This window comes from Nostoc sp. LEGE 12454, from assembly GCF_056620565.1.
In genome coordinates, this window is the sequence record NZ_JBWQXL010000059.1 from 1 (window position 1) to 24,579 (window position 24,579).

General features: G+C 42.8%; 22 protein-coding genes and 2 pseudogenes. 15 read left to right on the plus strand and 9 right to left on the minus strand.

All coding sequences use genetic code 11. From position 1 onward, the window contains the following. Window positions 1-140: 140 nt before the first annotated feature. The 5 genes from AC1F2U_RS31315 (at window position 141) to AC1F2U_RS31335 (ending at window position 6,760) form a co-directional block, all read left to right on the plus strand. Complete coding sequence (locus AC1F2U_RS31315) at window positions 141-1,328, plus strand: HetZ-related protein 2 (protein WP_480264661.1); 1,188 nt, start codon at window positions 141-143, stop codon at window positions 1,326-1,328. A 278-nt stretch (window positions 1,329-1,606) separates the two neighbouring features. Next, window positions 1,607-2,875 (plus strand): GspE/PulE/PilB domain-containing protein, encoded by a 1,269-nt coding sequence (locus AC1F2U_RS31320; protein WP_480264662.1) that lies wholly within the window; start codon window positions 1,607-1,609, stop codon window positions 2,873-2,875. A gap of 189 nt (window positions 2,876-3,064) precedes the next feature. Beyond that, window positions 3,065-3,748: a Crp/Fnr family transcriptional regulator gene (locus AC1F2U_RS31325; protein ID WP_099101639.1), complete on the plus strand. Its 684-nt coding sequence runs from the start codon at window positions 3,065-3,067 to the stop codon at window positions 3,746-3,748. Window positions 3,749-3,857: 109 nt separating this feature from the next. Beyond that, a complete protein-coding gene (locus AC1F2U_RS31330) occupies window positions 3,858-5,975 on the plus strand; it encodes a hypothetical protein (protein WP_480264663.1) in 2,118 nt (705 codons plus the stop codon). Window positions 5,976-6,124: 149 nt separating this feature from the next. Further along, window positions 6,125-6,760 (plus strand): pentapeptide repeat-containing protein, encoded by a 636-nt coding sequence (locus tag AC1F2U_RS31335; protein ID WP_480264664.1) that lies wholly within the window; start codon window positions 6,125-6,127, stop codon window positions 6,758-6,760. Here AC1F2U_RS31335 and AC1F2U_RS31340 read toward each other — a convergent pair. Both AC1F2U_RS31340 and AC1F2U_RS31345 read right to left on the minus strand, forming a co-directional pair. Further along, entirely contained in the window at window positions 6,705-7,169 is a 465-nt protein-coding gene (locus AC1F2U_RS31340; protein ID WP_480264665.1) for a DUF2201 family putative metallopeptidase, read from the minus strand. The genes AC1F2U_RS31335 and AC1F2U_RS31340 overlap by 56 nt on opposite strands. A 14-nt stretch (window positions 7,170-7,183) precedes the next feature. Beyond that, a complete protein-coding gene (locus tag AC1F2U_RS31345) occupies window positions 7,184-8,185 on the minus strand; it encodes an ATP-binding protein (protein WP_480264666.1) in 1,002 nt (333 codons plus the stop codon). 429 nt (window positions 8,186-8,614) lie between these two features. On the opposite strand from AC1F2U_RS31345, the gene AC1F2U_RS31350 reads away from it, so the two are divergent. Then, complete coding sequence (locus AC1F2U_RS31350) at window positions 8,615-10,396, plus strand: M61 family metallopeptidase (protein ID WP_480264667.1); 1,782 nt, start codon at window positions 8,615-8,617, stop codon at window positions 10,394-10,396. A 153-nt stretch (window positions 10,397-10,549) separates the two neighbouring features. Here AC1F2U_RS31350 and pyk read toward each other — a convergent pair whose 3' ends face one another. Next, window positions 10,550-12,319 carry a pyruvate kinase gene (pyk, locus tag AC1F2U_RS31355; protein ID WP_334843125.1) on the minus strand — a complete coding sequence of 590 codons (1,770 nt, stop codon included), beginning with the start codon at window positions 12,317-12,319 and terminating at the stop codon, window positions 10,550-10,552. Window positions 12,320-12,700: 381 nt separating this feature from the next. On the opposite strand from pyk, the gene crtR reads away from it, so the two are divergent. Continuing rightward, the gene (crtR, locus tag AC1F2U_RS31360; RefSeq protein ID WP_480264687.1) at window positions 12,701-13,591 is read left to right on the plus strand and encodes a beta-carotene hydroxylase; all 891 of its coding nucleotides are present in this window, start codon (window positions 12,701-12,703) and stop codon (window positions 13,589-13,591) included. Here crtR and AC1F2U_RS31365 read toward each other — a convergent pair. From AC1F2U_RS31365 to AC1F2U_RS31385, 5 genes and pseudogenes are all read right to left on the minus strand, one after another. Next, entirely contained in the window at window positions 13,566-13,778 is a 213-nt protein-coding gene (locus tag AC1F2U_RS31365; RefSeq protein ID WP_480264668.1) for a DUF433 domain-containing protein, read from the minus strand. The two genes, crtR and AC1F2U_RS31365, sit on opposite strands and share 26 nt — an antisense overlap. A gap of 176 nt (window positions 13,779-13,954) precedes the next feature. Continuing rightward, complete coding sequence (locus AC1F2U_RS31370) at window positions 13,955-14,434, minus strand: hypothetical protein (protein WP_480264669.1); 480 nt, start codon at window positions 14,432-14,434, stop codon at window positions 13,955-13,957. Window positions 14,435-14,447: 13 nt separating this feature from the next. Then, entirely contained in the window at window positions 14,448-15,563 is a 1,116-nt protein-coding gene (locus tag AC1F2U_RS31375; RefSeq protein WP_480264670.1) for a caspase family protein, read from the minus strand. A 6-nt stretch (window positions 15,564-15,569) separates the two neighbouring features. After that, window positions 15,570-15,899 carry a Pepco domain-containing protein gene (locus tag AC1F2U_RS31380; protein ID WP_335060523.1) on the minus strand — a complete coding sequence of 110 codons (330 nt, stop codon included), beginning with the start codon at window positions 15,897-15,899 and terminating at the stop codon, window positions 15,570-15,572. A 296-nt stretch (window positions 15,900-16,195) separates the two neighbouring features. Then, a pseudogene (locus AC1F2U_RS31385) lies at window positions 16,196-16,456 on the minus strand (chorismate mutase); the annotation flags it as partial. A 163-nt stretch (window positions 16,457-16,619) separates the two neighbouring features. Here AC1F2U_RS31385 and AC1F2U_RS31390 point away from each other — a divergent pair. Together AC1F2U_RS31390 and AC1F2U_RS31395 are read left to right on the plus strand one after the other, a co-directional pair. Then, window positions 16,620-17,093, plus strand: coding sequence for a TspO/MBR family protein (locus AC1F2U_RS31390; RefSeq protein ID WP_480264671.1), 474 nt, complete (start codon window positions 16,620-16,622; stop codon window positions 17,091-17,093). A 90-nt stretch (window positions 17,094-17,183) separates the two neighbouring features. After that, window positions 17,184-17,657: a TspO/MBR family protein gene (locus AC1F2U_RS31395; protein ID WP_480264672.1), complete on the plus strand. Its 474-nt coding sequence runs from the start codon at window positions 17,184-17,186 to the stop codon at window positions 17,655-17,657. Between the two features lie 5 nt (window positions 17,658-17,662). Here the strand turns inward: AC1F2U_RS31395 and AC1F2U_RS31400 are convergent, their stop codons facing one another. Next, window positions 17,663-18,370: a M15 family metallopeptidase gene (locus AC1F2U_RS31400; RefSeq protein ID WP_480264673.1), complete on the minus strand. Its 708-nt coding sequence runs from the start codon at window positions 18,368-18,370 to the stop codon at window positions 17,663-17,665. Between the two features lie 410 nt (window positions 18,371-18,780). Here AC1F2U_RS31400 and AC1F2U_RS31405 point away from each other — a divergent pair, with 410 nt between their 5' ends. The 6 genes and pseudogenes from AC1F2U_RS31405 (at window position 18,781) to AC1F2U_RS31430 (ending at window position 24,546) form a co-directional block, all read left to right on the plus strand. Beyond that, window positions 18,781-20,253: an aminotransferase class I/II-fold pyridoxal phosphate-dependent enzyme gene (locus AC1F2U_RS31405; protein ID WP_480264674.1), complete on the plus strand. Its 1,473-nt coding sequence runs from the start codon at window positions 18,781-18,783 to the stop codon at window positions 20,251-20,253. A 106-nt stretch (window positions 20,254-20,359) separates the two neighbouring features. Beyond that, the gene (locus AC1F2U_RS31410) at window positions 20,360-20,863 is read left to right on the plus strand and encodes a DUF2059 domain-containing protein (protein WP_480264675.1); all 504 of its coding nucleotides are present in this window, start codon (window positions 20,360-20,362) and stop codon (window positions 20,861-20,863) included. A gap of 206 nt (window positions 20,864-21,069) precedes the next feature. Next, window positions 21,070-21,207: pseudogene (locus AC1F2U_RS31415) on the plus strand (Orn/Lys/Arg family decarboxylase); the annotation flags it as partial. 199 nt (window positions 21,208-21,406) lie between these two features. Beyond that, window positions 21,407-22,390: a choice-of-anchor A family protein gene (locus tag AC1F2U_RS31420; protein ID WP_480264676.1), complete on the plus strand. Its 984-nt coding sequence runs from the start codon at window positions 21,407-21,409 to the stop codon at window positions 22,388-22,390. A 135-nt stretch (window positions 22,391-22,525) separates the two neighbouring features. Beyond that, entirely contained in the window at window positions 22,526-23,545 is a 1,020-nt protein-coding gene (locus tag AC1F2U_RS31425) for an ABC transporter ATP-binding protein (RefSeq protein WP_480264677.1), read from the plus strand. A gap of 113 nt (window positions 23,546-23,658) precedes the next feature. After that, a complete protein-coding gene (locus AC1F2U_RS31430; protein WP_480264678.1) occupies window positions 23,659-24,546 on the plus strand; it encodes an ABC transporter permease in 888 nt (295 codons plus the stop codon). The last annotated feature ends 33 nt before the right edge of the window (window positions 24,547-24,579 follow it).

Genomic DNA, 24,579 nt, shown 5'->3' on the forward strand with positions numbered 1-24,579 from the left:
ACCATTTTTCAAAGCATGGAGGCATGGCGGCGGGAGTTGTCTCTTTCATGGGAGCTTACTTTGACGTGAAAGCTAGGCTGAAAAAGAATTATACCCCTTTTTACTCCTCTATTTTGTCTAAGTCCCATTAGGTGGGACGAATGGGGGTTGTAATGCAAACTTCAAAATTGAGTTTCGAGGAATGCAATCTCACTATGACAATAGATGTGGAAAAACTGGCTCTAGATTGGCAAAAGCGCTTGGCTGTGGAATGTCCAGACCAAAATGAAGCCACGAGGCACAGCATTATTCTCTGGCTGTTGGGATCTGACTCAAAACGGTTCGATCTGTATAATCCTAAAGAACTCGATATCGCCAAGCAAGCAATGGAATATCGCTGGAAGATTTTACGTCAACGCTACTTGGGGTTGGGGCGAGAACGTGCTTATCGCAACTTGATAACCCGATTGGGGAGTTTAGTAACATTACGGAATAAGATTCAGACTTGGGTTTCCCTCAGCCGCGATCGCCAGCGTAGTGTAATGGATGTATTACAAGAAGTACTCCAAGAATTACTCCAAAACGACAGCCAGATGCAACAGCAAATGGCTGATATTGGCAAATATACAAGTGATAGACGATTGGGAGATGCTCTGCTATTTGCCAGTTTAGAAGAATATTGTTTGCGGCCGGTACGCAATCAACCCCTATTAGCTTATCGATTTGTGAATTATTTGCGTCGCACTCAGCGCGGTGGTTTAACCCAAGTGCCAGGACGTGATTTGGTTCGACTAGTCTCAGAAGAAGTTCTTACAGACGACAGTGACAATCGAGTTAACTTAGTCGATAGTCAGGCGATCGCAGAATATCAAGAAGCACAACAACTAGAAGAACAACAGGGGTTGCGCCAGTCAGTACAAAAAGAATTTGAAAATTATTTACAAGAAAATCTCGGCACAGAAGCAGTGGAATGGCTACGACTGTATCTGCAAGGTAAGTCCCAGGAAGAGATCGCCAAAAAACTGAATAAGCCGACTAAAGAAGTCTACCGTCTGCGAGAAAAAATTAGTTACCATGCTGTACGTGTTTTTGCCCTCAAAGGCAATCCAGAACTTGTAGACAACTGGCTCTCAATTTCCTTGCAAGAACATAACTTAGGATTAACCCAAAACCAATGGCAGCAACTTGATGAAAAATTGACTCCTCTAGGGCGGCAAATCTTAGATTTACGGAGAACAGGTAATTCAATAGAAGCCATAGCCGAACAGTTAAAACTCAAAACCCATCAAGTGCTAGGCGAATGGACGAAAGTCTATCTTGCAGCCCAAGCTTTAAGAACTCAAGAGTAGCCTGTAGTGGAAAATGGAGCATAGGGAGCAGAGCAGGCAGAAGAACGAAAGACAAGGAGATAAATAAAACTCAGCACTGGCTCAACCCTAGCTATCAGCTAACACCACTCTTGTGCCCAATTTTCAGTATTATCACCAGTGCCTAATATAAAATTCATACTTTACTTACATTTACTTAAGTATATATAATTGGAATTTTAACAATTTAACAAAGTATCTTTATTAACTACCTATTGAATTAGAGGCAAAATATAAGTAAACACCAACGAATCAAATCTATGTTGTCTTCAAAGGGCGAACTAAATGATACCGTAGCAAATGGACAGCAAATGCTAACTGCCGCTCAAACTAGGTGGGAGCAAGAAGGCGATCGCGAAGAAATATTCCACCTGATTGATAATCTTTTGTCCTTTGAAGCTTGCCTCTACCACCAGATTTTACCCTTTAGATTAGAAGACAAAAACCTCTTGCTAGGTATGGTTTATCCAGAAGAGAGCGAAGCCCTAGATTATGTTGGTCGCATTTTGTCTTATATAAATTGCACAATGGTGATTGAGGCGATCGCAGCCGATGCTCACCGCAGAATACTATCAGCCTACCTCAACCATAAGAATATATCCCAGCTAGATGCCCAACAAGTGCATCAGCCAACAGTGGACTTTCCCCCAACAAATAGCCCAGCTACGATTACTGACATACCTAGTCCTTCCCTAGATGCCGACTCAGAATCAAATCAACAACCAGTATTGATGGGGTTCCAGACACAAAAGCGTCAAAATTCTGGACAGCGGGTAGACTTGCCTCCTATCCCAGAGCTAGACCAATCATCTCAAACTACGACGTTCTTCACCCCTATTTCCAGAACTCAATCGGGAGAGGATTCTGAACCCACATCATCAAACAATTTACCTATTTTTCCCACACAAGCTTCCGAACTACTGAATCCGATTGAATTGCTAACAACACTGCCACCAAAAAAATTACTAGAAGAATTACTAGGGCGAATCTTCGCTGGGGGAATTGGTCGGCTGTACTTAGAAAGACAAGCTTACGAAGGCAGAATACTGTGGAGTGACAATGGAGTTTTGCAGTCTGTATTAGACAAACTGCCGCTCTCAGTTTTTCAAGGAGTACTGAATGAATTAAAGCGGTTTGCTTCCCTGCCTGTAACCACGCTTGCAGAACCAAAACAGGTAGAAAAGGAATACATATATCAAAAAAATCGCTTATTATTACGCTTGCGAGTCATGCCGGGAATCTACGGCGAAGAGGCAACGCTCCAAGTATTGCGGGGAGCAGCATTAAAATTCTATCAACAACAACAATTGACGCGTATAGGCCGCGATGCTTTAGGAATTTCTCAGCAACTAAGCATTAAGTTACATGAACTACAAGAACAACTTTTAGTGAATCCTAGCCTTGATTCTCAGCAATTAGAGGCTTTAGTTGCCCTGAATCAATTAGTGAAAAATTTAGACCAACAGATCAAAATACTGGCACTAGATAGCAATCTACCAACAAAGAGTAAATCATCAGTCAGTAGGTGAAAACGCTGATTTCGTTCGCATACATAATTGTTATGTTGTAATGGAATCCTAGACTGATAAAGCTTAGAGATTCATCTCTAAATAAATACAAATTTTGCGATCGTATTCTGAGTAAGATTACGGTTTAAACAAACTTAATAGTAGCAAAGTTAGTTACCCGCTCTTGAATCCTATTGTTGCAAATATTTCATGCTAACTGAGGTTTTTAGTGAACTTTTCCCCTTAATGAGTACAGCCAACCCACAGACCTTGGAATGGCTACTCAACGTTGCAATTGAACATGAATACCCATCTGGGCGAGCCGTTGTGATGGAAGATGCCTGGGGTAACGCCGTTTACTTCGTGGTTTCTGGTTGGGTCAAAGTCCGGCGTACCGTCGGGGAAGATTCAGTAGCTTTGGCAATTTTTGGGCGTGGCGATTTTTTTGGAGAAATGGCAATTTTGGATGAATCTCCACGCTCAACTGATGTCATTGCCCTTTCACCCGTGAAGTTGCTGAGTATCTCCAGAGAGCGGTTTATTCAAATATTGTTTAAAGACCCGCAGTTACATCACCGGATGTTGCAACTGATGGTGCGGCGATTGCGGCAAATTAACGTGCGCTTGCAAATGCGGTCTTCACCACCAGCAGTTAAACTCGCTCATACTCTAGTGACTTTAGGTGAAAGCTATGGTCAGGAATCAGACTTAGGAAGAGAAATTTTTAACATTCCCTTTAAAGATTTAGCAGAGGTGACAGAAATCGGTGTTGAAGAAACCACCAAAATCATGGAAAAGCTGCATGAAAAAGGGTGGATCAAAATTGATAGCGCCAACAACATCACTTATCTTGTGAACTTCAAACAGTTGATGAACTTGGCTGGCAAAGTGTAATTGTTTTATTTATTCAGCGATACAAATTTTGGTATTAAGTAAGTCAACCGACAAGATGCTTCGGTTGGCTTGCTTATTAGAGGTGTAAGTAGTTCACAAATTTAGACCAATGGATGACACCACTCCACCCCTGACAAAAAACGTCACCCAGGCACAATTATTAGCAGCAGAACCTAGTACTGACCCTGAACTGTTGCGGGAACTGGCATTATCTACCGACAAAATAACCCGTCAGTCCGTTGCAGGCAACCCCAACACCCCATCTGATGTACTTTTGAAACTGGGAGCAGAATTTCCGTCCCAATTGCTAGATAATCCTGTGTTTCCATTGCTACTTTTGGAAAATCTCAATCTAGTTGCAGAAATTCCCTTACCTACCTTGCGAAGCATTCTCAAGCAGGAAAATGTTCCAGTATATATTTTGGAGCAAGTAGCAGATCAGGCGGACTTGGAAGTGCAACTGGGCTTAGTTAAAAATGTCCAAACTCCCAAAGGCGTGTTAAATCGATTAACTCAAAGCCGACATCCTCAAGTTGTGGAATCTGCCCGTCTGCACATCAATCTGGCTGGAGAATTAACAGAGAAATATGAGGAAAGAGTCAGAAAGGTGATTCAAGGCATCATGTCTTCACGTCACCAATATAAAGTAGATACAGGCTCTCTTGTGGTTTTAGCTCAGATTTGCCCTATCCCAGAATTTATCGTTGAATATTGCGTAAAAAACTTTAGCTACAAAGACTTTTTCTGTAGAAGACTTGCTCATTCTCCTGCCACGTTTCCCAATGTTCTTAAACACTTAGCTAACCATACTGATGATTGGACAAGGGGCGAAGTAGCCAAAAATCCCAATACTCCAACAGAGACTCTACGAAAATTTGCCACTGAAAAGCAAGCTTGCTTTAGTCTTGCTCTTAATTTTAATACACCTGCCGATATTCTGGAGAGTTTGAGTACAGATCAAAACCCAAGAATTCGTTTTAAAGTCGCTCAACATCCCAATACACCCCTAAATGTGGTGAAAGACCTAGCAAATGATACAGATATGGATGTTGCTAATGCTGCTGCTAGGGTAATAGGAGAACAACAAGGAGAATATACTGCCGAAGCGGTTAGGAAGAATCCTAAAACCCCTCCTGATGTGTTGGAAAAGTTAGCACAAAAAGACCCCCGGACTGTTGGCGAACACCCCAATACACCGCCTGAAATGCTCTTAGAATTCTCCAAAAGCGTTGATGAACGACTGCGTGAATCTGTTGCTGAAAATCCCAATGCACCAGTCAGCATTTTAAAAGAGTTAGCTCAGGATGACTCTTCTGCGATTCGTTGTGGGGTTGCCAAAAATCCTAATACACCAATAAGCCTTCTGTTTAAGCAATTAGCTAGAGACGTATGGGTAAGTAGAGCGATCGCTTATCAAATGTCTAGCAAAAAATATAACTACCCTGAAGCGGAGAGTATTTTAGATATCCTAGCAGAAGAAAGTACCAGTCCCCTCGAAACCATTTTGCAGCGATTAGCACAGGATGGGGGAGAAGCGGCTTGTCTTTTTCTGGCTCGACGTTTTGATTTGCCTGCTAATTTTCTAACACAGTTTGCTGAATCTAGTGAAGTTAAATTGTGTGAAGCTGTAGCGCAAAACCTCAGCACCCCTGTAAGCTGCTTGGAAAAACTAGCTCAATCAGCAGAAACAAAAGTTCGTGAAGCAGTAGCCCAAAACCCCACTACACCAATTAGTATCCTGGAACAACTAGGCGAAGATAAGAACTATGACGTTCTGTTGCACATCGCACAAAAAACTAACCTATCACCAGAGATTCTAGAAAAACTAGCGGGTAGTAAGTACTCAGACCAAGTGCGTGAAAAAGCAATGCTGAATCCCAGCTTACTAAAAGAGGCTGTAGAGCGTATTCTTTGTGGGGAATATGCTACACATTATTTGAAACTGAATCCTGATTTTCTATCACGTCATCCTGATAGCCTTGCTGTGACGCTCAATCATTATGCTAAGTCCCAGTTTCCCTTAGTTAGCTTTATTGCTTTAAATCAACCCCAGATTTCACAGGAATTACTACAAGAAAAAAGCCTTTCTATCTCCTGGTTAGAACGGCTAGCCGTAGCTCAAAATCCCCAAGCTACTCAACAAATCCTCATTCAACTAGCACAAGACAGCAATCAGCTAGTTCGGGCAGCAGCAAAAGATAGATTGCAGAATCTCTCCTCATCTTAAAATTCATACCATCCATTTGAGATTTTAGACCAGGGATTACCCTCTACCTTTTCTAAATCTCCTCTAACTCTCTGCGCCTCTGCGTGAAAATAAATTCACCCTCTTAATCAGCAACGCCATTTTATCTTCACACTCAAATATTCATAATTATGCTTCCAAAAAAAGATACTTTAACATCATTCCGAGAAATTGGCGGTGCTGAGGGATTACTAGCAGCTTATCAACTTGGAGAGCGTGATTTCACTCAGGTAAACCTCGAAAATACTGACCTTAGTCAAGCCAACTTAACAGGAATTAATCTAGAAAAAGCTAACCTCAAAAATGCAAATCTTTACCAGACAAATCTAAGCAAAGCCAATTTGATAGAAGCAGACTTGCGTGGTGCAAACCTGACTCAAACCAACTTAAGATGCGCTCATCTCAATAGTAGTGATTTACGCCAGGCAGTAATCAAAGAAGTTGATTGGTATCGAGCTAATCTCAGTTGGGCAAATCTCAGCGAACAAGACTTGAGAGGAGCGAATTTAGCAAGAGTTGATTTGCAGGGCGCTGATTTGAGTGCAGCGAATCTAAGTGAGGCTAATCTCAACGAAGCAAAGCTGGATGCAGCTAACTTGAAAAGTGCAGTTTTGGTAGGAGCTAATCTTTGTTATGCTTATATGCCTCGTGTCCAACTAGTGCAAGCCGACCTCCAAAAAGCTGAATTAGTAAGTGCCGATTTAACAGCAGCTAATTTAGAACAATGTGTTTTAGATCGGGATGCAGTAGTTTTACGGAATCATTAGTATTCTTTAACAGTAATTCATAAATTTCTTCTACACTCAAATGCTCCAGCTTAGGTTCTCGCAGTCTTCCCGGAGGCAGTTCAAATACACCCTGTTGGCTAATAATGCCATTGACTACAATATCTGCGGCAATATTCCACAGTTCTGCTTCACGCACACCCCGGCGCGGCACATGAAGCAGTGCAGCGTGTAAAACTTCGTGCAGTAGCAGTCCATCCTGTTGAGCGGGGGGTAAAGAAAGCAAATACTCTGGATTAAAAAAGATATCTTTGCCGTCAGTGGCAGCAGTTGGTAGTTGCTGCGAAGGAAGGAAGCGAGCAAACAATGCCAGGGTAGCGAAAAATGGCGACTTCATCCGCAAACGCAGCACAGAAGCACTGATAATCCGGGAGCTATTTTCATTATTCATCTGTTATGTCTCGCTCACAAACCCATTAGCTGTTGAAAATCTTTCATAAACTGCTGCAATTTGGGGTCTTTCTGGACTAATTGCGCCAAAACACCCAGATGTCCCCTACTCCGCATGACTCGAAATAAATCCACAGCAAATAACTGCACCCATTCGGCTGTTGCAACTTGACTAAGCCAAATAAAAGCGTTGTAAGCTTGGTTTGCGTCAGCAGCCCGCACTGTTAAACCAACTGCTGTGGCATATTTAGTACTTGGTTCTTGAGGCCAAGGAATGCGATCGCCTTTACCTGCCAAAATAGGTGTCAGATTCGGTAGTGTCTTGTAAAGCTGAATAAAAGCATGAAACTCAGTCGCTGTAGCCACCCCCACCGCCGGAGTAATATCTAATTCTGCGTGGTGTAGCGCACTTGCCATTTCCCAAGAACGAGGTGAAGGCCAAGCGGGTTGCTGGGGATCGATTTTGTGCAACAATGTGGGGCGAAAGGAAAGAAAGGCTATTATTTGCTCGTGTATGCCTGTTTCTAAGGCATAAGCTTTAAAGCTGTCAAAATCAGCTTGTGCCTCCAGATGTAAAAACCTATTTGCTAAAGGTGCAGGCATATCAAATACAGCTGCACGGTCTTCTTTACGGTTGCCAGCAGCCCAGACAAACCAACCTGATGGTACAACGTAGGAGCCGACTTTTCGATCTAAAATTAACTGTTGCGCGACTCCCTGCATTGCTGGCGGTGCCATATTTAGTTCATCTAGAAACAGGATGCCTTTACCGCCACGAGGGAGAAATTCTGGCGGATACCATTTGGAAATACCATCTTCGGCAACGGGTAAACCGCGCAAGTCGGTGGGCGCGAGTTGACTGAGGCGGACATCCACAAAGTCGATATCATACTCTTGAGCTATCTGTGCGACGATGCTTGATTTGCCAATGCCAGGAGGCCCCCAAATCATCGTACTAATTTGCAAGTTTTTACGGATAAGGTTGTCTAAATATGCTTTTAGCTCGGAAGGGGTCATGGATTTTAAATTTTCGATAAATGCTCAGTAGATGGAACTTTGACTTCTGTTGAGAAGTCAAGGATACGGGTATTATATTTGAGCATCTACAGTTTGTACCTGAAAACTATATTTTCAAAATGGGTTTTCCAATCGGAGAATCTGCACTATCCAGCTTACTTTTGACTTGGCCTTACTAGTGCGGTTTTTTGGTGCGTTGGCGTAGCCCTTCGTAGACATCGCAGCTATTAAACATCGCTGAAGTACTCAAATTGCGTGTAGCATTTATGTACTATAACTTTAGTTATGGAAAATAAATAAAGTGTAATCTTTATTTGAGAGTAAGCGGATTTATCTGTAAGGTCTTAACTACGAATTACTGTCTTTTCTATGAAATGCTCCGCGATCGCAGTGGGGCGTAGCTTATTAACAATTACCTCAGCAAACAAGATGACTGAAGCAACAGCAACTCGTCCCAATACCTACATTGAGGAAACTGGGTCAACGATTCATTACCTGGTGGCAATGTCCCAACCAGAAACCCATCTGTTTGAAGTGACTTTACGCCTTGTGGATTATTCCTCATCGATTCTCGATTTAAAATTGCCCGTTTGGACACCAGGTTCCTATCTAATCCGAGAATACGCGAAGAATTTACAGGATTTTGAGGCTTTTGCAGAGGATAAGCCTTTAGCTTGGCGGAAGCTCGGTAAAAATCACTGGCAGGTAGACAAAATAGGTGTCTCAGAATTAACTGTACGCTACCGCATTTTTGCGAATGAGCTATCGGTACGAACCAATCACTTAGATACCACTCACGGTTATTTCAACGGTGCGGCACTATTTTTTAGAATACCAGGTTGGGATAAGCAACCCATTCGTGTCACCATCGTACCACCACACCCGGAATGGCAGGTAACTACTGCCTTACCTCCCGTTGGTGAGGAAACAAATACTTTCTTGGCTGGCGATTTTGATACTCTGGTGGATACTCCCTTTGAGATTGGTAGCCACCAATTGTATAAATTTGAGGTATTAGGAAAACCTCATGAATTGGCAATCTGGGGGAAAGGTAATTACCAAGTTCAGCAGTTGATTGCTGATATCCAAAAAATTATTCAGGTGGAAGCGCAGATGTTCGGCGGTTTGCCATATCAACGATATGTGTTTCTGCTACATTTATTTAGCCAAGCTTTTGGGGGTTTGGAGCATAAAGATTCTTGCTCTTTAATTTACCAGCGTTTTGGGTTTCGCGCTCAAGAAAAGTACGATCGCTTTCTGCAATTAGTTGCACACGAGTTCTTTCACTTGTGGAATGTCAAGCGAATTCGCCCAAAAGCATTAGAGGTTTTTGATTACGACCAAGAAAATTACACACCATCATTGTGGTTTTGTGAAGGCACTACTAGTTACTACGACTTGTTAATTCCTTTGCGGGCGGGAATTTATGATGTTAAGTCGTATTTGAATAACTTGGGTAAGGAAATTACCAAATATGAAATGACACCAGGGCGCAAGGTACAACCCGTTTCCGAGTCGAGTTTTGATGCCTGGATAAAACTCTATCGCCCGGATGCCAATAGCGGTAATTCCCAAATTTCCTACTATTTAAAAGGAGAAATGGTATCGTTGTTGCTGGATTTACTGATTCGCTCTACTCACCACAATCAGCGCTCCCTCAATGACGTAATGCTGAAAATGTGGCAGCAATTTGGGAAAGATGAAATTGGCTATACCCCAGAACAGTTGCAGAAAGTTATCGAATCTGTTGCCGGAATCGATTTGACTGATTTCTTTAAACGCTACATTGATAGTACTGAAGATTTGCCTTTCAATCAGTATTTAGAACCTTTTGGCTTGCAGTTGGTAGCCGAACAGCAGGAAGAACCTTATCTGGGCGTGAGAATAAATACAGAGAATGGACGGGAAATAATTAAGTTTGTGGAGATTGGTTCACCTGCACAACTAGGGGGAATTGATGCAGGTGATGAGTTGTTAGCAATTGATGGAATTAAGGTAACGGCGGGTGGCTTAAGCGATCGCCTCAAAGATTACCAACCAAACGATGCCATTCAAGTCGCAGTTTTTCACCAAGACGAACTGCGTACCTATTCCATCACCCTGGTATCACCACATCCCACTCGATATCAGGTAAAACCTGTTGAGCATCCTAACTCTACGCAGCAACAAAACTTTGCTGGATGGCTTGGGGCTGCGATCGCAACTGTTTAATAAAGGGATTGGGCATGGGGCATGGGGCATGGGGCATTGGGCATTGGGCATTGGGCATTGGGCATTGGGCATTGGGCATGGGTATTGGTTATTAATTCTTCTCCCCCTTGCTCCCCTGCTCCCCTGCTCCCCTGCTCCCCTGCTCCCCTGCTTCTAAGCCGTTCTCACCGCCCCAGAGTAAATCAAACCCCGTTGCAGATCCAGCGTTATAATCGCTCCATCTCGAATCGCCTGCGTTGCCTGCTTCACGCCGACAATCACTGGTACACCAAGACGCAACCCAATTACTGCCGCGTGACTTGTGAGACTTTCATCTTCGGTAATAATCCCGGCAGCCTTCCGAATTGCCTCGACAAAATCGGCACTAGTGCGGGGTGCAACCAATATGTCTCCGGGATTAAAGTTACTCACATCCATGCCAGTATTGGCTACCCGTGCGCGACCACTCACTGAACCTTGCCCCAGTCCAATTCCGTGACCTAGTACAGCCGTCACCACCTCTACCTTAATCAAATCTGTAGAGCCAGAAATCCCTTGGAGTGTACCAGCCGTCATCACTACTAAATCTCCCTGGGACAGTAACTGAAGTTCCTGAGCTACGTTAATCGCAGCTTGAAATGTCTGACCAGTGGAAGGTAATCCTAGCACCAACAACGGTTTGACTCCCCACACCATCTGTAGCTGCCGCGCCACATTTACATGGGGTGTCACTGCCAAAATTGGTGTGTGAGGACGGAATTTAGAGACATTGCGAGCTGTTGCCCCGGTTTGCGTTAGGGTCATGATTGCCGCTGCACCTAGTTGTTCGGCAATTTGACCGACAGCTTGACTAATCGCATTGGGAATGGAGCGTCGAGCATCTCTCGAAGAACGTAAATTTAAGTGTTGGGCTTCTTCCTGCTCCATACGTTCGGCAATTCGTGCCATTGTCGCCACTGCTTCTACAGGGAAGCTACCCACCGCGGTTTCATTGGAGAGCATCACCGCATCCGTGCCGTCTAAAATCGCGTTTGCCACATCCGATACTTCAGCGCGAGTCGGACGGGGATTGCTCACCATACTGTCTAACATTTGAGTAGCAGTGATGATGGGAATTCCCAAGCGATTTGCTGTCGCAATTAGCCGCTTTTGCAGTACCGGAACATCTTCTGCTGGCAATTCCACCCCTAAGTCACCTCTGGCAACCATCACACCATCACACAAAGCCAGAATCGCCTCCATTTGTTCAATGGCTTCGTGCTTTTCAATTTTGGCAACCACTGGCACTTGCTTGCCTGTACTAGAAATTAGTTCTTTAATTTCGATCATGTCCTGGGGATTGCGGACAAAGGAAAGTGCCACCCAATCTACACCCTGATCTAGACCAAACATCAGATCCTCTCGGTCTTTGTCGGTCATTGCCTTAATTGACAAATAAACGCCGGGAAAGTTTACGCCTTTGTTGTTAGAAAGTTTTCCAGGCACGGTGATCCGACAATGCAAATCGCCTTTGTCTCGGTTAATCTCCTCGACTACCATTTCTACTCGTCCATCATCGAGGAGGATTTTTGCCCCAACCGGGACTTCTTCGGCTAAATAATCGTAGGTGACGCAACTAATTTCTTGCGTGCCTACTACCGGACGATTTGTCAAGGTGAAGCGATCGCCTTTTGCCAAAACTATAGACCCGTTGTCAAACTTCCCCAAGCGAATTTTTGGGCCCTGCAAGTCTTGGAGAATAGCCACTGGCTGATTTAATTCAAAAGCGGTTTGCCGAATTAAGCGAATACTACGCTGATGGTCGGCATGAGTTCCGTGGGAGAAGTTTAGCCGCAGCGTCGTGGCTCCCGCTTCAATAATCGCCTTGAGCATTTCAGGACTGCTAGTGGCGGGGCCAATAGTAGCGACAATTTTTGTCCGGCGCAGAGAATCTCGTAATTGCATAGGGGCTGAAGTTAGGGAGCTATCTGGGAAGTCATCGTAACTTAAGTGGCATCTCCTTTTCAGTCACTGCTATATCAATTAGATATAAGCAGTTAGATGAGGGTTTATGGGAGAGTGGGGGCTGTGGGATAGACTAGATATAGTACATCAATCTTGTATCCATCCTCCTGACGAAGGAGTTTGTTCCATAAACTTTTTGCCGATTGTCATACCCCACTTATCAGTAAAGACTAGGCTTCGTCTGGAATCATAGCGTTATTCATCTGCTGATATTCAAAGCTGTGGATAAATCTTGCTATACAAAAATTTGCAAAACTTTATCATTCAATAATATTTATCGTATATTCGTAATGTCTGCTCAAGAAGGAGTCAATGTTAGAGATGATCGCATCGGAGGCACAAAAGCCACTGACAATCCCACCCAAGGAATTTTTAGCGCCTCCTGGTGATTTCAATCCGACGCTGCTGTTGTTTTCTGTAGCTGTATCCATGCTGGTGTTATCCAACTTTGGTTACTGGCTTTGGGAATGGCCGCACTGGCTATGCTTTTGCGTCAATACTGTTGCCTTGCATTGTGCTGGAACCGTAATTCATGATGCTTGTCACCAATCTGCCCATCGCAACCGAACGATCAATGCGATGTTAGGGCATGGCAGTGCGTTGATGCTAGCTTTTGCTTTTCCAGTATTTACGCGGGTGCATTTACAGCATCATGGTCATGTCAATCATCCTAAAGACGACCCAGATCATTATGTCTCTACGGGTGGGCCGCTGTGGCTGATTGCAGTGCGGTTTTTGTACCATGAGGTGTTTTTCTTTCAACGGCAACTGTGGCGTAAATATGAGCTATTGGAATGGTTTATTAGCCGCTTAATTGTCGGTGTAATTGTTTATATCTCAGTGCAGTACCACTTTTTGGGTTACATTCTGAATTTTTGGTTTATACCGGCTTTTGTAGTCGGGATAGCACTCGGATTATTTTTCGACTATTTACCCCATCGTCCTTTTGCGGAGCGCGATCGCTGGAAAAATGCTCGCGTTTATCCTAACCCGATTCTCAATATCTTGATTATGGGACAGAATTACCACTTAATTCATCATTTGTGGCCTTCTATTCCTTGGTATAATTACCAACCTGCATATTATGTGATGAAGCCCCTGTTAGATGAAAAAGGATGTTATCAAACTTCAGGATTGTTGCAGAAAAAGGACTTTTTTGAGTTTGTTTACGACATCTTTTTAGGAATTAGATTTCATCATCAAAAAGAATAGAATTATTGCATAAAGCGATCGCTTGCTCACGTCTGACACTGGGAAAGTGATCTAAAAACTCATCCAGTGAGTCACCCGCTTCTAGGTAATCGAGCAAGGTTTTTATCGGCACACGAGTACCAATAAAAACAGGGGTTCCTCCCAATATATCGGGGTCTCTATGAACAACACGCGATGTGGATGTCATATAGTTAGCTTGTCTGCGACAGACTACCTTCTTATCCTAGCTCTGGTTGTCTCAGAAATCTCACGATATATGCTATTGATCCTTTGTAGAGTGCGATCGCTAATATTATTTTTGATTTTTGATTTTTGAATTGTTATTCTCTTGTATAATCGTTCTGAGTTTAGTAGATAAGGTTATCAAGGATTTACTGTGGATCGAAGTGCCACATGATCTTCAATCATATTCCATACATCCTGTGTAACTTTGTACTGCAAATACGCACCTAGCGCAGGAAGCAGTATTAGTAAAATAGAAAACAATTTCAGAAGTAGAAAGCCAACCTCAAGCAAACCAAAATTATAGCAACGCAAGTAGATAGTTCCCTGGCAAACAAAAATTATCAAACCACTAAACCCTACAATAACTTTGTCAACCCACTTCTGATTCCCTATCCAAATACGGGTTACTTCAGATCCAGAGTTTAACCTGACTGTTACTCTGAGCGAAAGACCAAGGAAGTCATAAGGCTTGCCAGCCTTATTCGTATCTAAAATGATCGCTCCTGATGTTCCCTGTTTATAGTCTATTTTGTAGTTTTTTGTTTCAAAAAAATCACGTAACTCAGTAATCAACACATCTATATCAACTTCTTTGCTAGAAAAATTCTTTGATGCCATCCTGAGTTTCCTCTCAATTGAGTTTCTGGGATAATGTGAGTAAGTAATTGCGAATCTGTGTCGCCTCATTGAGTAGGCGAGCCTTATCAGCTTTAAAGTCTCCACGTGGACATATCATAACTAAGGTTAGGGCTTCTTTTTTGCCGACTTCTTCTGAGAGAAAGTCAGTTGTCTCTTTCCTTAACTGCAAAAAACGTTCACGTACATTTGCAAAGCTTGGGTTAGATTTTGCGTCCTCGATAATTGCCTCTAACACTTGGATTTGTTGCTGTATTCTGTCGCGTTGTGAAGGAGTTTGCAATTGCCCTCGACTCTCTACATCGATTGTGCCAGTCTGCTGAGACCTTAAGTCATTATTATTACCCTTTGTCTTCACAAGTTCTGGAAACAGAGGCAAGTCATATTTCAATCCTGGTTCAGGGATGACCAGCGGTTCTTGAACGGGTTTGTCGTATTTGTGGTTGAGAGCCGGAACTTCTCGTCTAAGATATTGCTCCAGTTGCCGCAAAATCATATTCTGCTGCAAGCCGTTGAGAAGAACGTGAGTGAAGGCTCCCTGTCTGAGTTCAGCAATTTCATATGATTCTTTACCAAGTTGGCAGGAAAAAATAGTGATGATACCTTGCTGGTGAGTGATTTTAATCGTTTCTTCGCCCACTTCACTAACTCCGCGACTACCACTTGGTTGAAGTTCGCCTTCGCGGCACATATCTAAAACTAGGACAATGTTTTTTGCTTTGCAACGACGTAGGCAATCAACAACATCTCGAATTGAGATAGCGGTTTCGGGATCATTGGCATCGCCGTCACAGGGAAGCAAGTAATCTTGCCAGTTTTTGCTAATTCCATGTCCAGCAAAAAAAAACCAAAAGTTATCAGCTTCAAAAGCCTGTAGACTCTTCTCAAACAGAATCCGACGTAGGTTTGTACGAGAAGGACGGGTGGGGATATTGCTGATAGGTTGCGAGTGATCAGAACAAAATAGGATGTTTTCAGATGGAAATCCAGCACTGTTACACAGGAACGCTTTCATTGCTTCTGCATCTTGTACTGCACACTTTAGATGCTTCTTAAGTGGCAAGTGTTCGTAGTAGTTGATACCAATGACAATTGCCCAGTTCTTCACCATCTACTTCTAGCTCGGTCGCTTAAATTTTAGCGTAATCACACCCTTTCCAGCAGCTTCGCCTCCTGCAAATAGCTTAACCTCTCCTTTGGCGCTGATTTCTACTTGTAGCGTGACTTCATCCAAGCAAAGATCGGATTGTGATCCCACCTGTTGATCAACTTGTTGGAATAATCGCCCCACTATCCGCAAGAGGCTGTTCATATTCTGCTCCAGCACAGATACAGGAATCTCTGCTACCTTACTCAAGCGTTGCTGAACACTTCCCCAACCTCTTTGTCCGTCAATGCTGGATTCTTCTACATCATCCGTTACAATCAGAATTGTTTCTTCCGGCATTATCACCCCACAGACCACTTTAAAACTACGTCCTAATCAATAACTTAGAAGTCTAAGTAGTTATTATACGGAAAAATTAACTACGATTTATACTCACGTTCTTAATCGTAATGGTTGAGGGTAGTGGTCGAGGCGATCGCAGTACACTTGAAGACAGCCATCAACGTGACGGTCGCATATGAAAAACTGGACATAGATAACCTCTGGGACTCAGCCGACCATATTGGTACGTTCCGGTACAGCAACTTATTAGCTTGCTTGCAGGACTGTCAAGACTGTTCATTTCATGTGCAGCTTTATAGTACTAAAGTGCTGTTTATTAGCGATCTCAATGTGCCAGTTGCGTAAGTCCTGTAGATATAATTAATTGAGGCGGAGGCTGGCAGATAAGCGTGGATTAAGAACCAAATGCAGCGCTGTAAGCTATCTCCAACGTGCATTTGCTGCACATCCAACATTGCTACATTATCCCAACCAGGACGCGCTTTGGCGATCGCATCTGGAAAAATAGCATTCAAATTGCGTGTCACTAAAAAAGTCACACGAATCATGTCCTTTCTACTTTTTGTGCTATTCCCAATGCCCATAATTTAAAATCCTGCCAAACGATGTGAAGGGTTCAAACTCAGGGATGATGAGTAATTAGCAATTAAATTGACAAAATCACACTATAAAGAGTGATATTAAGCGATAGATAGCGCTTGTAAAGGACTAACGGGCATGATTAAATCTTGGATGGTGATTGGGGGCGTGGCTTTCTTGGTTGCTTTAGCCGCGAACGTGATTACGCCTAGCGATCGCCAATGGTTCAAGCGTTTACAACGACCGAGATGGCTAACTTTTGAGGGCGCAATTCCCGTTATTTGGACTGTAATATTTATTTGCGGTGCTTGGTCAGCTTATATTGTCTGGGAAAAAGACCCAAGAAGCACCTCTACCTGGTTAATCATGGGTTTATATCTGCTATTAGAAATAGTTACGATTGCCTATACGCCTGTAATGTTTAAGCTTCGCAGTCTGAAAGTGGGCACAATTCTCGGTGGCACAGGTTTGATAATTTGTGCTTTATTGATACTTGCAGTTTTAAGTATTTCTGGTTGGGCAGCATTGCTATTAGTTCCTTATTTGCTCTGGAGTCCCATTGGTACTTATACCACTTGGCAGATGATCCGTCTCAATCCTCAAGATGCCTAAGAATCGCACCAGGGAATGATTAAACATCTAGCCTAAATTGTCAAACTTGCAGTGTATGACTTGACAAAATACACAAAACTTGAGTGCATTATGATTCCATCTTGGATAATAATTGGGGCTGTAACTTTTTTCGTCGCCCTTGGAAGTTTCTTCATCACGCCACGTGATGTTAAATGGTTTGCAAACTTAAGTCGCCCTCGTTGGCTAGTTTTTGAGCCGTTGATTCCAATTATCTGGACTGTAATTTTTATTTGCGGTGCAGCTTCAGCTTATATTGTCTGGGAAAAAAATCCCGGAAGCCTAATTACTTGGCTATTAATGGCTTTGTACCTTTTGGTGGAAATTATCACCGTTGCCTATATACCTACAATGTTGAGGTTTCGCAGCCTCAAAGTTGGGGAAGTTCTTGGGCTAATCGGTTTGATTTCAGGTGTTGTTTTGGCAATCTGCGTTTTGCCGAATTCTCTAACGGCGGCGCTGTTACTCCTTCCCTATCTAGTTTGGACTCCTATTGGTACTTACACTACCGACGAGTTAAAAGAACTGAATCCTCAAGATGCATAACGCATCTATGGAAGACGCCCATAACGTGCTGTGACAGGCTTGGCTGGATTAGATTGATTATTCAGCCAAGCCCACATTTGATCGCCAACAGAAAAATGCCACCATTCTCTAGGATTGCGTTGAAAGCCTGCTTTTAACATTACATCTCGCAATAGTTGACGATAAGCATGATACTTTTGCGTTTCTGAGCGATCGCTATTGGCATAATAATCGGGATGCGATCGCTCTGACATTTCATCAATTGGCGAACCCATATTCACTATTTGCCCTGCATCATCTACCAGCGTCACATCCACCGCCCCACCAGTACTATGAGGAGGCGGAGTTTTTTCATCCAAACTTGGTGCAGCCCAAATTGCATAAACTGCTTCCCAAATCTCTTGGCGTTGGTTTGGGGATAATTCCATGTCAGTTAATCCCCTATGCTGCACTGCTTGGGCGAAGCTGTAATCTACCATAAACTGCTGGACTGCGATCGGGCGATAAGCATCAAAGATTTGGATACGCCAGTTGCGATGCAACAGTTGAAGATAATTTTGCGCTTGGAGCAAATTTTCAATGACGCTTTGACGGAGATAATAGGGGGAGTGTCTACCATAGGGCGCACCTAATTTTTCATAAGGATGGGGAGATTCCACCGCAAACAATTCTAAAGGAATCGCTATTATCGGTTCACCACACTCAAAAATCGGAATTTGATGATAAGGTCTCATCTAGTCAGCTACACAGGACTTACGGATTTTAACGCAAGCATAGCATTCTGCGTAACGAGTCTCTTCTTTCTCTGTGTCCTTTGCGCCTCTGCGTGCAATACCAATTTTTCTCAATCCTGAACAGTAAACCAAAAACTTTTTTTCTAAAGGGTAAACGCTAATAATCTGCTACGTATACAAAGTTATATAGCCTTTCCTAATCACATAAGGTACATCATAGTCCCCTCTCGAAGAACCTACGGTTTACACACAAGTACTTTCGTCCAGAACACAAGTACTTTCGTCCAGAATACAAGTACTTTTGTCCAAAATACAAGTACTTTTGTCCAGAACACAAGTCTAAAGTTAAACTTTTTTCATTGCCTATAAATGACTTTAAATTTTATCATTGAGGGTTCGTTTTTTCAAAAATGCTCAATCAAAATCAAGCACCTTTATTAGATGCCTTAAAAGCCAATGCAGCAAGACCTCATGCGCCTTTTTACACTCCAGGACATAAACTAGGTGAGGGAATTTCTCAACCTTTGGCTGACTTACTTGGTAAAGCCGTCTTTCGCGCTGATTTAACGGAATTAGCAGATTTAGATAATCTCTTTGCACCCCAAGGCGTTATTCAAGAAGCACAACAACTAGCGGCTGAGGCGTTTGGTGCTTCGCAAACATGGTTCCTTGTCAATGGCTCTACCTGTGGGATTGAGGCGGCAATTCTCGCTACCTGTGGCACAGGCGATAAAATTATTCTGCCTCGCAATGTGCATTCTTCTGCGATCGCAGGTTTAATTCTCTCTGGTGCAATACCAATTTTTATCCATCCTGAATACGATCCAGTTTTAGATATTGCCCACAGCATCACGCCCAATGCTGTAGAATCTGCACTCCAACAACATCCCGATGCGAAAGCAGTGTTGACAGTTTACCCAACATATTACGGTGTTTGTGGAGATTTGAGTGCGATCGCCAATATTACACATCAATATAATATCCCTCTACTCGTAGATGAAGCACACGGCGCACACTTTGCCTTTCATCCCGAATTACCCACTCCAGCTTTAGCCGCAGGTGCAGATTTAACTGTACAATCCATCCACAAAGTACTTGGTGCAATGACACAGGCATCGATGCTGCACGTTCAAGGTGACAGGATAGATTGCGATCGCATCAGTAAAGCTTTGCAACTCGTACAATCTACCAGTCCTAGTTATTTACTTTTAGCTTCTTTAGATGCAGCGCGTCAGCAAATGGCACTCCACGGAAAAATGCTGATGTCTCGCACTTTGCAACTTGCTGAAGAAGCTAGAACCAGAATCAGTCAAATTCCTGGATTATCAGTTTTAGAAATACCTCATTTGACTGGATCTCCCGGTTTTGTAGCTTTAGACAAAACGCGACTAACTGTGACTGTTTCTGGTTTAGGTTTAACCGGATTTGAAGCAGATGAAATTTTGGATGAAAAATTTGCCGTTACTGCTGAATTTGCTTCACTACAACATCTCACCTTTATCATTAGTTTGGGTAACACTCCAGCCGATATTGAACAATTAGTGCAAGGTTTCACCTCCCTTGCCAAAGAATATCGACGAAGCAACTTGACTGTTAAAAACCAGGTTTGGCAGCAGCTTTTCACTACACAGTGTCATGCTTTATGTTGTTCTCCCCGTGAAGCCTTTTTTGCTATTAGTGAAATACTATCTTTGACAAAGACCAATAAACGCATCTGTGCCGAAATCGTCTGTCCCTATCCCCCAGGAATTCCTGTGTTAATGCCGGGAGAAGTCATCACCAAACCCGTCCTTGACTATCTGCAACAAATCCAGGCAATGGGAGGATTGATCGGTGGTTGTGCTGATAGTAGTTTACGCACCCTAAAGGTAGTAAAAGAATGACTTATATGGTAAATTTAAGGATAATAATTTTAGACCATTACTCAGAATGTTTCCTCATTTGTAAAAATTACCTAAATAATCCTCTCTTAAAAATAAATTTAAATCAATGAAGATAAATTTTTTGTTCGTAGCAGCAGTTGTACTTTCCTTAGTGACGACTTTCAATAAAGCTACTTTTGCTCAAAGTCCAACTAATACTATTGCACCAAGTAGTAATGTTCAAGAAATAGAAAAAACTAATAATATCAAGAAATTGTTTGAAATAACTGGTGTGAAAGATATTTCTCGACAGATCATCACTCAATTATTAAATGATTTAAAGTCCGATTACCCTCAAGTACCTCAAAAGGTTTGGGATAATTTTGCTGCTGAATTCAAATCAGATGAGATTGTAAATGAGATTGTTCCTATTTATAATAAATACTTTACTAATGAAGAAATCAAACAACTTATTAGATTTTATCAGACACCTTTAGGACAAAAAACAATTACCGTTCTTCCCCAACTTTATCAGGAATCTTATGAAGTTGGGAAAAAATATGGAATAGCAGCAGCCCAAAGAGCCTTAAAAAAATTGGAAGCAGAAGGATATATTCGTCCTAGTCAATAAATCGGTGTATGGTGTTAAATGGAATTTATGAATAGGTAATTTTTAGGTTCTGCTCAATTACCAATCCTGTCAATAAAAAGCAAAAAGACAAAGGAGAAAGATTTTTTTTGCTCCTCTGCTCTAGCTGTACCTATTGTTTAGTTTCTTGATAAAGCAACTTGAATTCCAGATCAACTTTGTTCTCCACCCTCTACAATAAAGGTCTCTATCCCCCTGGAATTCCTGTATTAATGCCGGGAGAAGTCATCACCAAATCTGTCCTTGAATACCTACAAAAAATCCAGGTGCTAGGGGGATTTATTAGCGGTTGCAATGATATTAGCCTCAAAACTTTGAAGTTATGAAAAACGTTAGAACTACTAAATTGTTTTTCATAAAATTTTAATTGATGAAGTCAATAGTAAATGTGCGGTTGTTCAAATGAGTTAGGGAAAAATATACAGTATTTATACCAATGTGAAACTTCAATAAAAATAGCTAGTAGACTAGTGCAATCTTTGATTTATACCCATAGGATCGTCTTGATGATTCCTAAACTAGAAGATGAAATCAAAAACCTATTATATTTGGGGGTTAGTAACAGTTCCGATTGTAGTAACTCTAGCGCTGGGTTTCTCCGCAAGAGCGAATGCAATTGAGTTAGGCGCTGCCTCTGATTACAATGTATTTGTTTTGGGAGATATCTCTCAAAAATATACAGACATCGAAGGAAAAGTTGCTGCTGGCGGTAACATAAATTTCGTCGGCGGACTTGGAAGCAGACTTTCTGGCAATAGCGGCAACGTAGTAGTCGCTGGACAGAATTTAACTCTGAGCAACGGTCAAATCTACCACGGTAATGCTGTCTATGGAGGCAGTGCCAATGTATCCAGCAATGTGGGATTTCCCCAAGGAACTCTCAGCCAGAGTAATCCCATCGACTTCAATGAAGCAGGGAAACAACTTCGAGGACTATCTGAATATTTGGCAACCTTAACTCCTACTGGTAATACAACAGTTCAACCGTGGGGTGCTATTAACCTTAGTGGCAGTGGTACTGCTTTCAATGTTTTTAATCTTGCAGGCTCATCTGTCTCCAAGACCAACTATTTTGAAATAAAGGGGGACGCAAATTCAACTATCGTTGTCAATATCAGCGGGAAGGATGTGTCACTACAAAACTTTGGGTTTAATATCATTGGCGCAGATAAACAAAAAGTAATCTACAACTTCTATGAAGCGACAAACTTAACTGCTAGTGGAATTGGCATCCAAGGTACTATTCTTGCGCCTTTGGCTAATTTCAATTTCAATAACGGTCAAGTTAACGGCAATGTAGTGGTAGCTTCTTTGACAGGAAATGGTGAGTCTCACAACTATCTGTTTAATGGCGATCTGCCAGATGTCCCAACGAGGTACTACAATCCGCCTAAGCCTCCCACTCGTGTTCAGGTTCCAGAACCTGCAAATCTGCCAGGTTTAGGATTAGTCGCTGTAGTATTTGGTTTGTTTCGCTACAAACGCAATCGAGCAACTTGTTTAGAATAATTAAAAATTTTTGGCAGCATAGCGCATGACGCGAATTTGTTTACAGATTTTCGCTCATGCGCTATTTCCTTGCTCTCTACCTTCTACAATAAAGATAGACTTTATTGAGATTTGTATAGTTGGGGATCGGCTGTCATGGCTCCCGCCGTTTTAATTCAAAATCTGCAAAAACGTTACGGTACAGTGGTTGCCGTCCAGGATGTTTCCTTTCAGGTAGAACCAGGAGAAATTTTTGGTTTACTTGGCCCCAACGGTGCTGGGAAAACTACAACCTTGCGTGCTTTGTGTACGCTGACCACACCGGATGGTGGCAAAATCGAAGTATCTGGCATCTCTGTGTTAGATAATCCGAAAGTGGCAAGACAACGACTAGGCTACGTAGCTCAGGAAGTCGCTATAGATAAGGTGTTGACTGGAAAAGAACTGCTGCAATTGCAAGCAGCACTTTATCACCTCCCTGGCGCAGTAGCTAAACAGCGGATTGAGACGGTATTAGACTTACTCGGTTTGCAAGAATACGCCAACAAAAAGACAGGAACCTACTCAGGCGGTTTACGCAAGCGCTTAGACTTGGCTGCTGGATTGCTCCATGCACCGGATGTTTTGGTGTTGGACGAGCCAACTGTAGGGCTTGACATAGAAACCCGGTTTGTGGTTTGGGATTTCTTGAGAAAATTACGCGCCTCTGGGACGACGGTAGTAATTACCAGCCATTACTTAGAAGAAATTGACGCTTTAGCCGATCGCGTGGCAATTATAGATCGCGGCGTTGTAATTGCCAGTGGTACACCTTCGCAATTGAAAGATCAAGTAGGGGGCGATCGCATCACCTTGCGAATCCGCGAGTTTTCCCCCGTTGAGGAAGCTGAAAAAGCTAAAAACCTCCTGAAACCTTTACCATTTGTCCAAGAAGTCATCATCAACAGCGCTCAAGGTAATTCACTCAATTTGGTAGTGACACCTCAGAATGATGTTCTGATTAACATACAGCAAGCACTGAATACCGCTGGGTTGCCCATATTTGGCATTGCCCAATCTCGCCCCAGCCTCGATGACGTTTATCTCGCTGCCACAGGACGCACCTTATTGGATGCAGAACTTGCAGCCGTCGCCACCCGCGATCCCAAAGCTGAGAAGAAGCAGAATATGAGATAGCTAGGGAGCAGGGGAGCAGGGGAGCAGGGGAGAAGTAGCAGTAAGTCTTTCCCCTCCGTACCTCTGCCTCTTGTGCCCAATCTAAAATTCAAAATCCAAAATCCAAAATTGCTATGAGTGTTACTCCTAAGTCTGATATCAATTGGCAGCCGCAAGCATCGCCGCAAGCAGATGTTAATACTGCACCTAACTTTTTCGGTGAATTGGTACAAGAGACGTTGGCTTTAACTCGTCGCTTGTTTATTCAATTGCAACGCCGTCCCTCATCTTTGGTGGCTGGAATTATTCAGCCAGTAATGTGGTTAGTGCTATTTGGTGCTTTGTTCCAAAATGCTCCCAAGGGTATATTTGGCAATACAACAAATTACGGTCAATTTTTAGCTGCTGGTATCATTGTGTTTACAGCCTTTGCTGGAGCGCTGAATGCTGGTTTACCTGTAATGTTTGACCGCGAGTTCGGCTTTTTGAATCGTTTGCTGGTAGCACCGTTGGCATCGCGGTTTTCTATTGTTTTTGCTTCAGCCATTTTTATCATCAGCCAAAGTTTGTTGCAAGCTGCCGTAATTGTTGCAGCAGCCGCATTTTTAGGCGCGGGACTACCCAATATAGCTGGTTTAAGTGCGATCGCTCTAATTGTTCTACTCTTAGCTTTGGGTGTAACAGCTATTTCCCTCGGTTTAGCTTTTGCTCTACCCGGACACATTGAATTGATTGCAGTAATTTTTGTCACTAACCTACCATTATTATTTGCGAGTACAGCTTTAGCACCTCTATCCTTCATGCCTCAGTGGTTGCAGGTTGTAGCTACCTTAAATCCTCTCAGCTATGCGATCGAACCAATTCGCTATCTCTATTTCCACAATAATTGGGAACTAAGTAGTGTAGTGATGCAGGCTCCTTGGGGCGATGTTACCTTTGGGGGAGCGTTACTGGTGTTGTTTGGCTTTGCCCTAGTCGCCTTGCTGAGTATTCAACCCCAATTGCGGCGAACTCTGGCTTAAAGAGATAAAATAGATAAATTTTAGGTATGGTCA

Coding starts and splice junctions, on each gene's coding strand:
- AC1F2U_RS31350 (WP_480264667.1), top strand. CDS start 8,615: ATGACTGAAGCAACAGCAACTCGTCCCAATACCTACATTGAGGAAACT.
- AC1F2U_RS31395 (WP_480264672.1), top strand. CDS start 17,184: ATGATTCCATCTTGGATAATAATTGGGGCTGTAACTTTTTTCGTCGCC.
- AC1F2U_RS31315 (WP_480264661.1), top strand. CDS start 141: ATGGGGGTTGTAATGCAAACTTCAAAATTGAGTTTCGAGGAATGCAAT.
- AC1F2U_RS31410 (WP_480264675.1), top strand. CDS start 20,360: ATGAAGATAAATTTTTTGTTCGTAGCAGCAGTTGTACTTTCCTTAGTG.
- AC1F2U_RS31380 (WP_335060523.1), bottom strand. CDS start 15,899: ATGCCGGAAGAAACAATTCTGATTGTAACGGATGATGTAGAAGAATCC.
- AC1F2U_RS31400 (WP_480264673.1), bottom strand. CDS start 18,370: ATGAGACCTTATCATCAAATTCCGATTTTTGAGTGTGGTGAACCGATA.
- AC1F2U_RS31330 (WP_480264663.1), top strand. CDS start 3,858: ATGGATGACACCACTCCACCCCTGACAAAAAACGTCACCCAGGCACAA.
- AC1F2U_RS31340 (WP_480264665.1), bottom strand. CDS start 7,169: ATGAATAATGAAAATAGCTCCCGGATTATCAGTGCTTCTGTGCTGCGT.
- AC1F2U_RS31425 (WP_480264677.1), top strand. CDS start 22,526: ATGGCTCCCGCCGTTTTAATTCAAAATCTGCAAAAACGTTACGGTACA.
- AC1F2U_RS31420 (WP_480264676.1), top strand. CDS start 21,407: ATGAAATCAAAAACCTATTATATTTGGGGGTTAGTAACAGTTCCGATT.
- AC1F2U_RS31375 (WP_480264670.1), bottom strand. CDS start 15,563: ATGGTGAAGAACTGGGCAATTGTCATTGGTATCAACTACTACGAACAC.
- AC1F2U_RS31365 (WP_480264668.1), bottom strand. CDS start 13,778: ATGACATCCACATCGCGTGTTGTTCATAGAGACCCCGATATATTGGGA.
- crtR (WP_480264687.1), top strand. CDS start 12,701: ATGATCGCATCGGAGGCACAAAAGCCACTGACAATCCCACCCAAGGAA.
- AC1F2U_RS31335 (WP_480264664.1), top strand. CDS start 6,125: ATGCTTCCAAAAAAAGATACTTTAACATCATTCCGAGAAATTGGCGGT.
- pyk (WP_334843125.1), bottom strand. CDS start 12,319: ATGCAATTACGAGATTCTCTGCGCCGGACAAAAATTGTCGCTACTATT.
- AC1F2U_RS31325 (WP_099101639.1), top strand. CDS start 3,065: ATGCTAACTGAGGTTTTTAGTGAACTTTTCCCCTTAATGAGTACAGCC.
- AC1F2U_RS31320 (WP_480264662.1), top strand. CDS start 1,607: ATGTTGTCTTCAAAGGGCGAACTAAATGATACCGTAGCAAATGGACAG.
- AC1F2U_RS31345 (WP_480264666.1), bottom strand. CDS start 8,185: ATGACCCCTTCCGAGCTAAAAGCATATTTAGACAACCTTATCCGTAAA.
- AC1F2U_RS31390 (WP_480264671.1), top strand. CDS start 16,620: ATGATTAAATCTTGGATGGTGATTGGGGGCGTGGCTTTCTTGGTTGCT.
- AC1F2U_RS31430 (WP_480264678.1), top strand. CDS start 23,659: ATGAGTGTTACTCCTAAGTCTGATATCAATTGGCAGCCGCAAGCATCG.
- AC1F2U_RS31370 (WP_480264669.1), bottom strand. CDS start 14,434: ATGGCATCAAAGAATTTTTCTAGCAAAGAAGTTGATATAGATGTGTTG.
- AC1F2U_RS31405 (WP_480264674.1), top strand. CDS start 18,781: ATGCTCAATCAAAATCAAGCACCTTTATTAGATGCCTTAAAAGCCAAT.